We start from the raw sequence: 13498 nt of genomic DNA, 5'->3' as shown, positions 1-13498 counted from the left end.
CGGTCGAGAGCGACTGTATTCGTTCGTCCAGTGAAAACCGGGAGGTGAACCACGCCAAATGCCATGCACCGTGACCGTATCCCGGCGAACGACCGGGACCCTGATACCAGAAAAATAATGGAGGCCCTGCCATTGCGGGCGTTGTCCCAATCAAGGAGATCATCGATGAACCAGCCCCAAGGAAAACTGGCTGTACTGGCCGTCACCACCGCGCTGTTCAGCGCGTCAACCTTCGCCGGCGTCTATCCTGACTTCGGCTATCAGCCACCTTCCAGCCAATACTCTGGCCCATTGTTCGAGTTGAGCCAGAGTTACCCGGCAACCGCGCCGCAAGTACCGCTACCCGGTTTTTTCAAGAATCTACCGACCAAGCCAGATAACAATTTTGAGACTTGGCGTGCGTACATGGAGGAAGTCAAAACCTATTGCCTCGAAGGCAACGTCGAGGCTGATTGGTACGTGCAGAACAATAAAAAACGTCAGTGGTATCACATGCCGTGGCAGCACTACGGCCCGCTGGGACGCGAAGGAATTCACGGCCTGACCAAAGAGGCGCAGATCCAGGTCAAGCAACTCGCCGCCACGCAGACCTCCACCGGCCAGACTTACGCGGTGGGCATCTATAATGACATCGGTGCGTATACCATCGGAGAGGTCTGGAAAGACCCGAACAACCCTGATCCGAAGTACACATCGGCACCCAACAGCTTCCCCGACGGCACCGTAGTCTGCAAAGCCCTGTTCGCCGATATCGATCGCAGCACCGTGCCGTTCCTGGTGAATCCGGTGTTGTGGAAGGGCTACATCACCGAAACGTTCACGTCGGCCAATCGCAAGGTCAAAGATGTCGCATTGATCCAGATGGACATCGCCGTGCGCGATCAGCGCATGAGCGCCACTGGCTGGATCTTCGGCACCTTTCAGTACAACGGCGCGAAAACCGGCAAGCCGGGCTGGGACAACCTCGTCCCGGTTGGGATCATGTGGGGCAACGATCCGGAAGAAACCGGCAACGACTTCACCAACCCGCAACCAACGCAGACCAAGATCAATCCCGCGTTGCAACAGACCGCGATCAACGCCAAGACCCAGGAGTTGCCACCCACCCATCTGGGCTGGAACGGTCGCCTCAATGGTCCGGTGGATAACCCCAACAGTTCCTGCCTGAGCTGCCATGCAACCGCCGAAACGCCGCAAGTGGCGATCATGAATCCAACGTTCCAGGCCAATGCGCCGCAGCCGGGTTCGCCTGAATGGATGAAGTGGTTCCAGAACATTCCGGCCGGCCATGCTTTTACGCCGGGCACTCAAAGCACTGACTACAGCCTGCAGTTGTCCGGCGGTCTGGTGAATTACTTCAAGTGGAAATGCAACATGAGCGGCATCTACGCCGACGGCAAGAACGCGTGCAGCAAAGCGTCGGACATGAAACTGAAAATGCTCAATTCCACCAACAACGCCACGCCGCAGCCATTGCAGAAAGTCATTCGTGACCCGAGCCTGCAGCAACTGCTGGAGTAAGCAGCGAAAAGCCTGCGCACGTTGCGGCGTGCGCAGGCTTTTTCAGTTGATCACGATGCTACCGTCAGTCTGCTGTTTGTAAATGGTGTAAGGCAACAACAACGTGTCGAGCACCCCGGACGCCACCGCATCAATCGCCCAGCCGGGCAGGGCGGCGTTGTACTTGTTACCTTCGTCTATCGGCGCATGCAGGCTACAAAAGTCATACATCACACCGCTGTAGATTCTCGGCACCGCCCCGCAATAGGATTTGTTCGATCTCAAATCGTCCACGGCGACCTGGTCGTCGCGCATGACCGTTTGCACTGTCCCGCAACCACTTAACATTAATGCGCTCAGCATCATTGCCTGAACTTTCATACCGCCAATCCTTCGCCGGAAAAACCTCAATCTACGCTGAACGTGCAGCAAATGCACTTAGGCCATCGGTGGCAAGCGGCGCTTGACCGGGGTCTTCTTGACGATTGCAGTGTTGGTTTCGGCCAAGGTATTGAGGCGGTCGAGCAGGGTGTCGAGCTGTTCCATCGAGCGCACATGCAGGCGCGCGATAAAGCAGTCTTCGCCCGTCACCTTGTCGCACTCGGTGAATTCGGGAATCGACAGGATCTGCCGTTCGACTTCCTGTAACTGCCCCGGCAGCGGACGCACCCGGACGATGGCCTGCAATTGATAACCAAAACACTTCGGATCGATCTCGACGGTGTAGCCCTTGAGCACACCGCGCTCTTCCAGTCGACGCAAGCGTTCAGCCACGCTCGGCGACGACAATCCGCTGATTTGCGCCAAGGCTTTGAGCGAGCGCCGCGAATCCTCCATCAATGCGCCGATGAGGATCTGATCAATATCGTCAGTCATGAAAAAACTCCAGCATTAGGCAATTGATAAAAACTACCCACGATAAAAAAGGCAGATGTCGAGTTTAGCCTGCTTTTTGCGCTGGAGCGCCTGCGGGTTTGCTTGGCATACTTTTGTCACAAAGACAGGAGATTGAAGATGGACAATACAATCCGGCGCGGCTCATTTGAAATGACCGCTGCCATGCTGATTTCCGGGACGATCGGCTGGTTCGTGCTGGTCTCCGGGCAACCGGTGCTCGACGTGGTGTTCTGGCGCTGCGTGTTCGGCGCAGGCACCTTGCTGTTGATCTGTGCCGCTTTCGGCTTTCTGCGCCCGGGCATTCTGACCCGCAGCACATTTCTGCTCGCAGTGCTCAGCGGGGTGGCGATTGTCGGTAACTGGGTGTTGTTGTTTGCCTCTTACTCAAAGGCCTCAATTGCCATCGGCACAGCGGTGTACAACGTGCAGCCGTTCATGTTGGTCGGCTTGGCGGCGCTGTTTCTCGGCGAAAAAATCACTTTGCAGAAGCTGTTCTGGCTGGCGATTTCGTTCATGGGCATGCTGGCAATCGTCAGTGCCCACGGCACTCAGGGCGAGAGCGGCAACGACTATCTGATGGGCATTGCATTGGCGTTGGGTGCGGCGTTTCTCTATGCCATTGCCGCGCTGATCATCAAACGCCTGACCGGCACGCCACCGCATCTGATTGCATTGATTCAAGTCTGCACCGGGATTTTGTTGCTGGCGCCGTTTGCGCATTTCAGCGCATTGCCGCAAGCGCCGAGTGCCTGGACCAGTCTGGTCACATTGGGCATCGTCCACACCGGTCTCATGTATGTGCTGCTGTACGGCGCGATCCAGAAGTTGCCGACCGCGTTGACCGGCGCACTGTCGTTCATCTACCCGATTGCGGCGATCTTCGTTGACTGGTTTGCGTTCGGCCATCGCCTGGAAATCCTGCAATGGATCGGTGTCGCGGCGATCCTGCTGGCCGCTGCCGGCATGCAGCAGGGCTGGGGCCTGAAGAGCCGGCGACTGGCCGCGCAGTAACCCTCAGATGTTCCAGTGCGCTGCGGTTTTCGCCAAGCGCTGGCGCATCTCGCCGATATTCGACGCCAGTTGCCGGGTCAACAGTCGGTAGCCATCCAGCGCGCTGTAAACCGGCGCATCGAGGTTGGCTTCCGGCAACTCGAGCGGCTTGTCCAGGCGTTGCGAAGCGCCGGTTTTCAGCGCCCGGGCCATACCGATCAGTTGCACGCGAATCTGCCGGTGCTCGGCCTTCAGCGCTGATTGCAGATGCGCCATGGCTTCTGGATCGTTGGCATCCGGTCGCGTGTTGCCGAGGATTTCCAATGTGCTGATGCACATGCGCAGGTTGCGCTGGATGGCATCGAGTTCGGTCATGGAAATCTTCACTTCCTTGGACACCGACGGCATCAGCGAGCGCAATTGCACCATCACCGCGCCGAGTCGGCCCATCAGTTTCAAATGCTCATCGGCGCTGATCGGTTGGCCGCTGATGATCCGCCCATACACCGTGGCGCAATCGCGCAGGGCATCGGCGAGGTTGTAGCGCCACGAATACACCGCGTAGAGCGGCAGGGCGAAAGAGAAGGCCAGAGCGAGGGCGATACCGATCAGAATATCCACCCCGCGCCATAAGCCGTCGGTGATTGGATTGTCGCCATGCCCGGCGACGATGAACACGGTAATCGCCGAAAGCAGGGCGGTGTAACCACCCTTGCCGATGGCGTGATAAGAGAAGAAACCGCAGACCACCGCCATCGCAAAGTACGTCAGCCATGGCATGCCGAGCCACGCCTGCTGCGCCACCAGCAGCAAGCCGACGCCAGCACCGATCAAGGTGCCGGTGGCGCGTTCGGCGGCTTTTTTACCGATGTTGCCGTGGTGCTGCAAACCACCGATCACCACCAGCATGGTCACTGATGCCCATTCGCCGTGGGGCAGGTTGATGCCGGTGGTCAGCAGGATCGTTGCCAGCAACCCGAGGGCCACGCGCACCGCATGAATCAGCCGCGCGTGCCGGTAACGTCGATAAGGATCAAGCAACGGACGCAAGACACGGCGCAGCAAGGGCGGAAGTCGATGGGTGCTGTAAGTACTCAGTGCGGGCCTCTCGTGATTGGGCTTCGGGTCAATGGAAAGGGAAAATGTAATTCATCCATGCTGCCATACGCAGGAGGATTTTGCGCATCGTGCCAATGTGATGGAAGTGCTGACTGTACAACGCGGCCTGCCCGTAAGCACCGCCCGGCATCAGCTTGCTGTACTGGGCGAACTCGGGATCGGTGATTTCGATGATCACCGGCACACGCCCGGCCGGCGGCGAACCGGTGTAGCCGATCAGGGTGCCGGAAGGTTGCACCTGACCTTCGGCAATCACCCCGATGACGTTTTTCACCCGGCCGGCGAACACCTTGCCGGGAATGCCGTCGAACGCGACTTCCGCCTCATCACCGACGGTCAGGCGCAGCAGGCTGTTCTGGCGCATCCACGCAGCAAAATATTGGCCTTCCTCGGGAATGAACACCATCGACGGGCGCAACGGCAACTTGCTCGCCATCATCCCCGGCCGCAGCGAAACATGAGTGACGAAGCCTTTGCTTGGCGCGCGAACGGTGGTGTTGTCCAGCTCGAACTGGGCGTTGTCGAGTTGCGCCTGCAGATCATCGGTGCGGGCGATGGCCGCATCTAGTTCGCGTTGGGTGCCGAAATTACGGCGGATCAGTTCGGTGATGCGATAGCGATCACCCTTGGCGGCGATCAATTGCGCCTTGAGCGATTTCACCCGGTTTTGAAACGGTGTGGGGTCGATGCGAAACAGCACGTCGCCTTTTTCCAGCGGCTCGTTCCCCTTCACCGGCACGTCGATTACCTGGCCACTGACGATGGGAATCACCGGCACGGAAACGAAGTAAGTGCGCGCCACCTCGGAGTAGGGATGGTTGTAGTTCATGGTGAAAATCAGGGCGCCGATCATCAGGATGCCGCCCAGTACGGCGGTGGGCACCGTCCATTTGTTCAGCGGGATACGGAAGATCTTGAACACTGCGACGCAGATCGCGGCGTAAGTCAGGACAAGGAGCAGATCCATAGTGTTCAGCCCTCCCGGTTGTGGGGGGCAGTGGCATTCAGCGCTTCGAGTCGTTCGAGGCGTCCTTGCAGTTCGACCACCTGTTGCTCCAGGCGAACGACATGGTTTTGCACTGATTTGCCGTCACCGAATCCCCAGCCGCGATCTTCTCGATAGGCCATCGCCCAGATCCACAGGAAAGGCCAGAGCGCATGCAGCGTGAACAGACTGACCCAGCCAGTGGCATGGATCGCATCCTGATGCGGGTGTTTACGATGGACGGCAATCTCATAGGGAATGTCGTGCAACACGATGATCCCGTAAAACAGTACGAGCCCGGCAAACACCAAAACCCCTAGCGCAAAGTAATCCAGCATGGTCCAGCTCCCGGCATCCAGCACAGTGCTGGCATCAGTGTAGCCACTGATTTGCCGGGCGCTTGGCGACTTTGGATCAGAAGCGGTTGCCGTCGCCTTTTTGCTTATTCACGATCCGCGTGACAGTTGATCAGAAGATGTAATCGGTGGTCAGGAAGCTCGAATCACGCCCGCGAATGATTTCGCTGATCAGGTCCTTGTTGCTGTCCTGGAATTTGGTCGCCACCAGCGTACGGATCGAGAACACGCGCAACGCATCGTGTACCGAGAGCGTACCTTCCGCGGAATTCTTGCGGCCGTTGAACGGGTAAGTATCCGGGCCGCGCTGGCATTGTGCGTTGAGGTTGATCCGCCCGACCTGGTTGGCAAAGGTGTCGACCAGACGGCCGACCGCCACCGGGTTGGTGCCGAAAATGCTCAACTGCTGACCGAAGTCCGACTCCAGTACATAGTCGATCACGGTATCGAGATGACGGTACGGCACGATTGGCACGACTGGGCCGAATTGCTCTTCCTGATAGACGCGCATTTGCGGGTTCACCGGGTACAGCACCGCTGGGTAGAAGAACGACTCGCGTGATTCGCCGCCATTCGGGTTGACCACTTCGGCACCCTTGGCGCGCGCGTCGGCCACCAAGCCATGCAGATAATCGACCTTGCCCGACTCCGGCAATGGCGTCAGCGACACGCCGCTGTCCCACGGCATGCCCGGTTTCAGCGTGGCCAGTTTGGCGTTGAATTTCTCGATGAAGCTGTCGACGACATCTTCATGCACGAAGAGGATTTTCAGTGCTGTGCAGCGCTGGCCGTTGAACGACAGCGAACCGGTCACCGCTTCGCTGACAGCATTGTCGAGATCGACTTCCGGCAAGACGATGCCCGGGTTTTTCGCATCCAGACCCAGCGCAGCACGCAAGCGGTGAGGTTTCGGGTGCAGTTTCTTCAGGTCGCTGGCGGCCTTGTTGGTGCCGATGAAGGCGAAGATGTCGATCTTGCCGCTGGCCATCAAGGCGCTGACGGTTTCCCGGCCGCTGCCGTAGATCACGTTGATAACACCGGTCGGAAAGCTGTCGCGGAACGCTTCCAGCAGCGGGCGAATCAACAGCACGCCGAGCTTGGCCGGTTTGAACACCACGGTGTTGCCCATGATCAGCGCCGGGATCAGCGTGGTGAAGGTTTCGTTCAGCGGATAGTTGTAAGGGCCCATGCACAGGGCGACGCCGAGCGGCACGCGGCGGATCTGCCCGAGTGTGTCCTGTTCCAGTTCGAAACGGCTGGAGCGGCGGTCGAGTTCCTTGAGCGCATTGATGGTGTCGACGATGTAGTCGCAGGTGCGATCAAACTCTTTTTCCGAGTCCTTGAGGTTTTTGCCGATTTCCCACATCAGCAACTTGACCACGGCATCGCGCTGTTGGCGCATGCGGCCGAGGAAGGCTTCGACGTGCTGAATACGTTCGGCTACGCGCATGGTCGGCCACAGGCCCTGGCCACGGTCGTAGGCGCGGACGGCGGCGTCGAGGGCGGTGAGGGCGGTGTCGGCATCGAGCAGCGGCGTGCTGCCGAGGATGACTTGTTCGTCACCGTTGTCACCTTTCAGGTAGACCGGGCTGCGCACGGTGGCGAGCGGGCCGTCCCAGCGGCGCAACTGGCCGTCTACCAAATATTCGCGTTGCTCGACCTGACCGTCGAGGCGGTATTTTTCCGGGATGTCGCTGACAGAAGAGAACAGGTTGCCAAGGATGTTTGCTGTGGTCATGTCGCTACCCCGTGTTGATGTCCGCATGCAGATCAAAAAAGTCTCTACAGGTTATACGCCTGAATGCGCCGAAATTTAAACCCGCAAATGTCACCCGAATGTCACGCAAAGGCGCACAGCAGAGCGGTGATTCCCACCGAAAACCCTGTAGCTGCCGAAGGCTGCGATCTTTTGATTTTGCTTTTGGAAGGTCAAGATCAAAAGATCGCAGCCTTCGGCAGCTCCTGCATGGGAGGTCATGTCCCCGGATGCCCCCTCTCTGGTCTGCAATGCCCTCAACCCGTTGCAGTTGCTGCCTTAAGGTGTGAGCACAACAATAAGCGAGGCCGTTATGCGGGCAATCCGACTCACTCTACTGCTGGTGTTGGCCCTGGCTCTGCCCGGTTGCGGCGAAGCCCCCAAACCCCCGGCCAGCGTCAATAGCAACGCCACGCCGAAAGACCCGGCACTGGCGCAGATCTACGCCAACAGCTGCCAACTCTGCCACGCCAACCCCGCCGCCAACGCACCACTGACCGGTGATCGCAAAGCCTGGGAGCCACGCGTCCAGCAAGGCACCGACACACTGCTCGACCACGCCATCAACGGCTACAACGGCATGCCGCCGATGGGGCAGTGCGTCGAGTGCTCGGAAGAACAATTCCTGCAGTTGATCGGTTTCATGGCCGACCAGCCCCTCCCTCAATAAGGTGCCCGGCATGACGATGGATCTGACACGGCGTCAGTTGTTGCAACGGACAAGTATTGTCGGCGCATTCAGTGCGTTGGCGAGCTGTCCGGCATTGGGTCAATTGCTGCGTGCGCCGCGCTTGATTCCGTGGCGCAACTGGTCGGGCGGGCAGAGTTGCCTGCCGGCGGCGCGACTGGCGCCGAAGAATCTTGATGAGCTGGTGGCCGCTATCCAGCAGGCGCAAGGCAAGATCCGCCCGGTCGGCTCGGCGCACTCGTTTAGCGCCTTGGTGCCCACCGACGGCACGCTGTTGTCGCTGAGCTACTTCAACGGTCTGCTCGAGCACGATGCGAAAACCCTGCAAGCCGAATTTGCTGCCGGCACACCGATGTCACGCATGGGCCAGCCGCTGAAAAACATCGGCCAAGGTTTGCAGAACATGGCCGACATCGATTATCAGACCCTCGCCGGAGCCATTGCCACGTCGACCCACGGCACCGGCAAAAACTTCCAGTCCTACTCGGCCCACGTCTGCGGCATGCAACTGGTGACCGCCAATGGCGAGGTGCTCGACTGCGACAGCCAACGGCATCCCGAAGTATTCAACGCCGCCCGCGTCTCCCTCGGTGCACTCGGTGTCGCCACTAAAATCCGCCTGCAAAACCGCCCGGCCTATCGCCTGCACGAACGCCAGTGGATCGCCAAGACCGAAGAACTGCTCGAAGACCTCGACAAGAACACCCGAGAAAACCAGCACTGGGAAATGCTCGTCGTCACCCATTCCGACTACGCCTTGTCCATTGCCCTCAACGAAACCGATGACCCGGCTACACCGCCGATCCCGCCTGAAGAGGAGGGTGGCAACGAGTTCGTCACCCTGATCGAGAAGATCGACAAGTACGGCAGCGACTTCCCTGACCTGCGCCGCACGCTGCTCAACAACTTGCGTCATCTGGCCAGTTTCGATGACCGCGTCGGTGACTCGTTCGACATCTATGCCAATGTGCGCACGGTGCGTTTCAATGAGATGGAATACTCGGTGCCCGCCGAACACGGCCCGGCGTGCCTGCGCGAGATTCTCAAGCTGATTCAGGACAAGGATCTGCGCACCTGGTTTCCGATTGAGTACCGCTACGTCAAAGCTGACGATATTCCGCTGAGCATGTTCGAAGGTCGCGACAGCTGTTCGATCTCGGTGCACCAGCATTATCAGATGGATCATCACAACTTCTTTGCGGCGGTCGAACCGATCTTCTGGAAGTACAACGGGCGTCCGCACTGGGGCAAGTTGCACTCGCTCAACGCAAAAAACCTGCAACCGCTGTATCCGCGCTGGCGCGAGTTTGTCGACGTGCGCCAGGCGCTGGATCCGAGCGGGCGGTTTCTCAATGCGCATTTGTCGTCGATTTTGGGGGTGAGCTGATGGCGGTCAATCGGCGCAATTTTCTACTGGGTACGCTGGGTGTCGGTGCGTTGCTGGTGGGGGCTGGAGCATGGCTGCGACCGGGCGATCGAGGCGCGCCGTACAGCGAATATTTCCGCGCACTGAACAAAGAGTTAAAGGAAAAAGGCCCGATGCGCCCGGTGCTGTTGATCGATCTGTATCGCCTCGATCACAACATCGATGTGGTGATGCAGTCGGTCAAACGCGGGGGCAAACACCTGCGGCTGGTGGAGAAGTCACTGCCTTCGCCGGGGCTGTTGAGCTACATCGCGCAACGTGCCGGCACGCAAAAGCTGATGTCGTTTCATCAGCCGTTTCTCAATCACGATGCGCAGGTTTTTCCGCAGTCCGACATTCTGCTCGGCAAGCCATTACCGGTGCGCTCGGCAGCGCTGTTCTACCAAACCCACAAAGGCCCGTTTGATCCCGCGAAGCAACTGCAATGGCTGCTCGACGGCCCCGAACGTTTGCAGCAATACCTTGCGCTGGCTCAAGGACTCGGCACACGGATGCGCATCAACATCGAGCTGGATGTCGGCCTGCATCGCGGCGGCGTCAGTGATGTGAATGCGCTGGGGCAGATGCTCACGTTGATCAGCGCCAACCCCCAGCATCTGGAATTCGCCGGGTTCATGGGCTATGACCCGTTCGTGGGTATGGGCGTGCCGGGGATTCTCGGCTCGCCGGAAGAGTTGTTCGCCAAGGTCATGGTGATTTATCAGCGTTGCGTCGATTTCACCCGGCAGCAGTTCCCCGCGTTGTGGCACGACGGTTTGTGCCTGAACACCGCCGGCAGCCCGAGTTATCGCATTCACGAAAACGAAAAACTCAGCACGGAAGTGTCGGTGGGCACGGCGATGCTCAAACCGACGCACTACGATTTGCCATCGCTCACCGAACATGTCCCCGCGACCTACATCGCCACGCCCGTGTTGAAAAGCACTGGCGCGGTGAACATTCCTGCATTGGATGACAAGTCGAAGCTGTTCTCGTGGTGGGATCAGAATCAGCGTCAGACCTTCTTCATCTATGGCGGCAACTGGATGGCCGAGTTCGAATCGCCGAAGGGTTTACAGAGCAACAGCGTCTACGGTCGCAGTTCTAATCAGGAGATGGTTAACGGTTCCAATGCCGTGGGCCTGACCATCGAAGATCAAGTCTTCCTGCGCCCGACCCAGACCGAGGCCGTACTGCTGCAATTCGGCGATCTGCTCGCCGTGCGCGGTGGCAAAATCGTCGACACCTGGCCCGTCTACACCTGACCCAAAATCACCACAAATCCCCTGTAGGAGTGAGCCTGCTCGCGATAGCGTCCTGTCAGTTGATATTTCTTTGGCTGACACACCGCTATCGCGAGCAGGCTCACTCCTACATTGGATGTGTGTACACCCATACGCCGTAATGAAGCTTTTATGACAAAAGTTCGGTAGCACATCGCCAGTCCGGTCATGCCTATGTAACGCGCTTGAGGGGCCCAACGGGGCGCTTTTCACAAGCCGAGGCGGGACGCCGGGAGTGAGGCAATGGGGACTATGGAACGCTACTCGAAAGTGGGCATGCAGGAACTCGATCAACGCCTGTCGAAGATCGTCGAAGCCGCGCGCAAGAAGCCGGTTTCGGTGTATCGCTACGGCGCGCCGTGGGTCTGGATCGTCTCGCAGGATGACTGGCAGGGCGCCTTGAAAGAGGTGTCGAGCTACATTCCGCCGGGCCATTCGCTGGTGTTGCTGCGCCCGCAGATCGACGACCTGCTCGATGCCCACCGCGACCTCCTGCACGACCTCAATGCCGAGCCGGGCATGCTGATTCCCGCGCAAACGGTGATGCACATCCTGCTCCTGCAACTGCTGTATTCGGTGCCCAGCGAGCAGCAACTGTATGAACAGCTCAATTACAACCTGTTGTTCCGCTGGTTCGTCGGTCTTGGCCTGAACCAGAAAGTCTGGAGCTTCAACGCCCTCAGTCGCGACATCGCCACGCTGCTCAACGAGCCGCGCGCGGTGCTGCTTATTCAAAAAATCATCGGCGAAGTGTTCTGCGGCGCGCTGCTGCAAATGCCCGAGTTCTCGCTGAACTTCGCGCTTTTGCACACGTGGCTGGGCAAACACGCCTGCGCCTCGACAGCCAGCAATTGACGCCATACACGCGGCGTTCGAAACGCCAACAGGTCATCGCGAATTCAGGGGGTAGTGTGGAACCGATTTTCAAGTCACGGCTGGCGCTGTGGGGCTGGCTGCTGGTGACGGCGGGCGTGCAGCCGGCGTTGGCCGAAGAGGCTGCGCAAAACACCGCAGCGCAGCGTCTGGTCGACGTCAACGAATACTTCGTGCGCGGCAACACCGTGCTCGATGCGCGGGCGATTGAAGAAGCGGTGTACCCGTTCCTCGGCCCGCAAAAAGCCCTCACGGATATCGAAGGCGCTCGGGACGCGTTGCAAAAGGCCTATCAGCAACGCGGTTATCAGTCGGTGTTCGTCGAGCTGCCGGAGCAAGCCGTCGCCGACGGTATCGTCTATCTGCAAGTCAGCGAAACCAAGGTCGGCCGGGTACGTGTGGTCGGCGCCAAACACTATTCGCCGCTGGATATTCGCGACGACGTCCCGGCGCTGAAGGAAGGCGAGGTGCCGGACTTCGCCAAGGTTCAAGGCGAACTCGCACAACTCAACAAAACCCCGGGCCGGCAAGTCATGCCGCTGGTGCGCGAAGGTCAGCGCCCCGGCACCATGGACGTCGATCTGCAGGTCGAAGACCAGAACCCGTGGACCGCGAGCGTTGGCCTCAACAACGACTACAGCGCCGACACGGAAAAGCTGCGCACTGTCACCAGCCTTGGCTACAACAACCTCTGGCAACTTGGCCATAGCATCTCGCTGACGTACTTCACCGCGCCGCAGGAAACCGACAACGCCAAGGTCTGGTCCGGCTCCTACACCGCGCCGCTGACCGAGCGCTGGAGCGTGCAGTTCTCCGGTTACCAGTCCGACAGCAACGTCGCCACCATCGGCGGCAGCAACGTGTTGGGCAAGGGCCATTCCTATGGCGTCTCGGCGATTTATACGCTGCCCTCCAGCGGCAACTGGTCGAACTCGCTGTCGGCCGGCATCGACTTCAAGGACTTCGACGAACGCCTGACCCTGTCCGGTGATAGCGACAAAGTCCCGCTGCAATACGCGCCGTTCACCTTCGCCTACAACGGCTATCGCTACACCGAGAAGAGCCAGCTCGGCCTCGGCCTGAGTCTGGTCGCCGCCACTCGCAGCATTTTCGGCTACGGCAGCTCCGACGAAGATTTCGACTACAAACGCTACCGCGCCAAACCGAGTTTCGCCGTGCTCAAGGGCGACACCAATTACACCTGGACCTTCGACAGCGACTGGCAGAGCGCAAGCAAAGCCGCGTTCCAGCTCGCGTCCGGGCCGCTGGTTTCCAACGAACAATTCTCCGCCGGCGGCGCGACCTCGGTGCGTGGCTATCTGGCCGCCGAACGCACCGGCGATGACGGCTTGCTGCTCAGCCAGGAAGTGCGCTCGCCGTCGCTGGTCAAATACGCCGGCACGTGGATGCAGGACTGGCGCTTCTATGCCTTTGCCGAAGGCGCGCAACTGTATCTGCGCGACGAACTGCCGGATCAGGACGCCAATTACGCCCTGGCCAGCGTCGGCCTCGGCACCCGCGCCAGCCTGAGCAAATGGCTGTCCGGCAGCCTCGACTGGGGCTACCCGCTACTCGAAGGGCCGAACACCTCGAAGCAGGAATCGCGCCTGCATTTCAACCTTCAAGCCACTTTCTAACAAGGAGCA

Annotated in this window: 13 protein-coding genes; 7 read left to right on the top strand and 6 right to left on the bottom strand. The window is 59.3% G+C overall.

The genetic code is table 11. The features are described 5' to 3' along the window. Nucleotides 1-165: 165 nt before the first annotated feature. Complete coding sequence (locus tag ACOYXE_RS08810) at nt 166-1521, top strand: hypothetical protein (RefSeq protein ID WP_460928749.1); 1356 nt, start codon at nt 166-168, stop codon at nt 1519-1521. Nucleotides 1522-1563: 42 nt separating this feature from the next. On the opposite strand, the gene ACOYXE_RS08805 is transcribed toward ACOYXE_RS08810, so the two are convergent. Beyond that, nucleotides 1564-1881, bottom strand: a complete 318-nt coding sequence (locus ACOYXE_RS08805; RefSeq protein ID WP_160057669.1) for a YceK/YidQ family lipoprotein — start codon at nt 1879-1881, stop codon at nt 1564-1566. Nucleotides 1882-1938: 57 nt separating this feature from the next. Further along, nucleotides 1939-2376, bottom strand: coding sequence for an Lrp/AsnC family transcriptional regulator (locus ACOYXE_RS08800; RefSeq protein ID WP_064381847.1), 438 nt, complete (start codon nt 2374-2376; stop codon nt 1939-1941). A 138-nt stretch (nt 2377-2514) separates the two neighbouring features. Between ACOYXE_RS08800 and ACOYXE_RS08795 the strand changes: the two genes are divergently transcribed. Next, nucleotides 2515-3408: a DMT family transporter gene (locus tag ACOYXE_RS08795; protein ID WP_460928746.1), complete on the top strand. Its 894-nt coding sequence runs from the start codon at nt 2515-2517 to the stop codon at nt 3406-3408. A 3-nt stretch (nt 3409-3411) separates the two neighbouring features. Here ACOYXE_RS08795 and ACOYXE_RS08790 read toward each other — a convergent pair whose 3' ends face one another. The 4 genes from ACOYXE_RS08790 to ACOYXE_RS08775 form a co-directional block, all read right to left on the bottom strand. Further along, the gene (locus ACOYXE_RS08790; protein WP_405123878.1) at nt 3412-4452 is read right to left on the bottom strand and encodes an FUSC family protein; all 1041 of its coding nucleotides are present in this window, start codon (nt 4450-4452) and stop codon (nt 3412-3414) included. A 61-nt stretch (nt 4453-4513) separates the two neighbouring features. Next, entirely contained in the window at nt 4514-5473 is a 960-nt protein-coding gene (locus ACOYXE_RS08785; RefSeq protein ID WP_160057671.1) for an HlyD family secretion protein, read from the bottom strand. 5 nt (nt 5474-5478) lie between these two features. Next, a complete protein-coding gene (locus tag ACOYXE_RS08780; RefSeq protein WP_038368661.1) occupies nt 5479-5829 on the bottom strand; it encodes a DUF3302 domain-containing protein in 351 nt (116 codons plus the stop codon). A 130-nt stretch (nt 5830-5959) separates the two neighbouring features. Then, nucleotides 5960-7585: an NADP-dependent glyceraldehyde-3-phosphate dehydrogenase gene (locus ACOYXE_RS08775; RefSeq protein ID WP_460928743.1), complete on the bottom strand. Its 1626-nt coding sequence runs from the start codon at nt 7583-7585 to the stop codon at nt 5960-5962. 331 nt (nt 7586-7916) lie between these two features. Here ACOYXE_RS08775 and ACOYXE_RS08770 point away from each other — a divergent pair, with 331 nt between their 5' ends. From ACOYXE_RS08770 to ACOYXE_RS08750, 5 genes are all read left to right on the top strand, one after another. After that, nucleotides 7917-8273 carry a c-type cytochrome gene (locus ACOYXE_RS08770; protein WP_405123876.1) on the top strand — a complete coding sequence of 119 codons (357 nt, stop codon included), beginning with the start codon at nt 7917-7919 and terminating at the stop codon, nt 8271-8273. Between the two features lie 76 nt (nt 8274-8349). Continuing rightward, on the top strand, nt 8350-9678 hold the full coding sequence (locus ACOYXE_RS08765) for a D-arabinono-1,4-lactone oxidase (protein ID WP_460929802.1): 1329 nt from the start codon (nt 8350-8352) through the stop codon (nt 9676-9678). Between the two features lie 74 nt (nt 9679-9752). Then, complete coding sequence (locus tag ACOYXE_RS08760; protein ID WP_460929800.1) at nt 9753-10961, top strand: DSD1 family PLP-dependent enzyme; 1209 nt, start codon at nt 9753-9755, stop codon at nt 10959-10961. Between the two features lie 261 nt (nt 10962-11222). Continuing rightward, the gene (locus tag ACOYXE_RS08755) at nt 11223-11834 is read left to right on the top strand and encodes a transposase (RefSeq protein ID WP_080750810.1); all 612 of its coding nucleotides are present in this window, start codon (nt 11223-11225) and stop codon (nt 11832-11834) included. A gap of 56 nt (nt 11835-11890) precedes the next feature. Beyond that, the gene (locus ACOYXE_RS08750) at nt 11891-13489 is read left to right on the top strand and encodes a ShlB/FhaC/HecB family hemolysin secretion/activation protein (protein ID WP_460928740.1); all 1599 of its coding nucleotides are present in this window, start codon (nt 11891-11893) and stop codon (nt 13487-13489) included. Nucleotides 13490-13498: the final 9 nt, after the last annotated feature.

It is taken from the genome of Pseudomonas sp. MC6, assembly GCF_054790575.1.
This window is presented reverse-complemented; position numbering and strand designations above follow the sequence as displayed.

Excerpts from the sequence above, each read along its gene's own strand:
- ACOYXE_RS08810 (WP_460928749.1), top strand. The coding sequence starts at position 166 with ATGAACCAGCCCCAAGGAAAACTGGCTGTACTGGCCGTCACCACCGCG.
- ACOYXE_RS08775 (WP_460928743.1), bottom strand. The coding sequence starts at position 7,585 with ATGACCACAGCAAACATCCTTGGCAACCTGTTCTCTTCTGTCAGCGAC.
- ACOYXE_RS08755 (WP_080750810.1), top strand. The coding sequence starts at position 11,223 with ATGGGGACTATGGAACGCTACTCGAAAGTGGGCATGCAGGAACTCGAT.
- ACOYXE_RS08780 (WP_038368661.1), bottom strand. The coding sequence starts at position 5,829 with ATGCTGGATTACTTTGCGCTAGGGGTTTTGGTGTTTGCCGGGCTCGTA.
- ACOYXE_RS08800 (WP_064381847.1), bottom strand. The coding sequence starts at position 2,376 with ATGACTGACGATATTGATCAGATCCTCATCGGCGCATTGATGGAGGAT.
- ACOYXE_RS08805 (WP_160057669.1), bottom strand. The coding sequence starts at position 1,881 with ATGAAAGTTCAGGCAATGATGCTGAGCGCATTAATGTTAAGTGGTTGC.
- ACOYXE_RS08770 (WP_405123876.1), top strand. The coding sequence starts at position 7,917 with ATGCGGGCAATCCGACTCACTCTACTGCTGGTGTTGGCCCTGGCTCTG.
- ACOYXE_RS08785 (WP_160057671.1), bottom strand. The coding sequence starts at position 5,473 with ATGGATCTGCTCCTTGTCCTGACTTACGCCGCGATCTGCGTCGCAGTG.
- ACOYXE_RS08795 (WP_460928746.1), top strand. The coding sequence starts at position 2,515 with ATGGACAATACAATCCGGCGCGGCTCATTTGAAATGACCGCTGCCATG.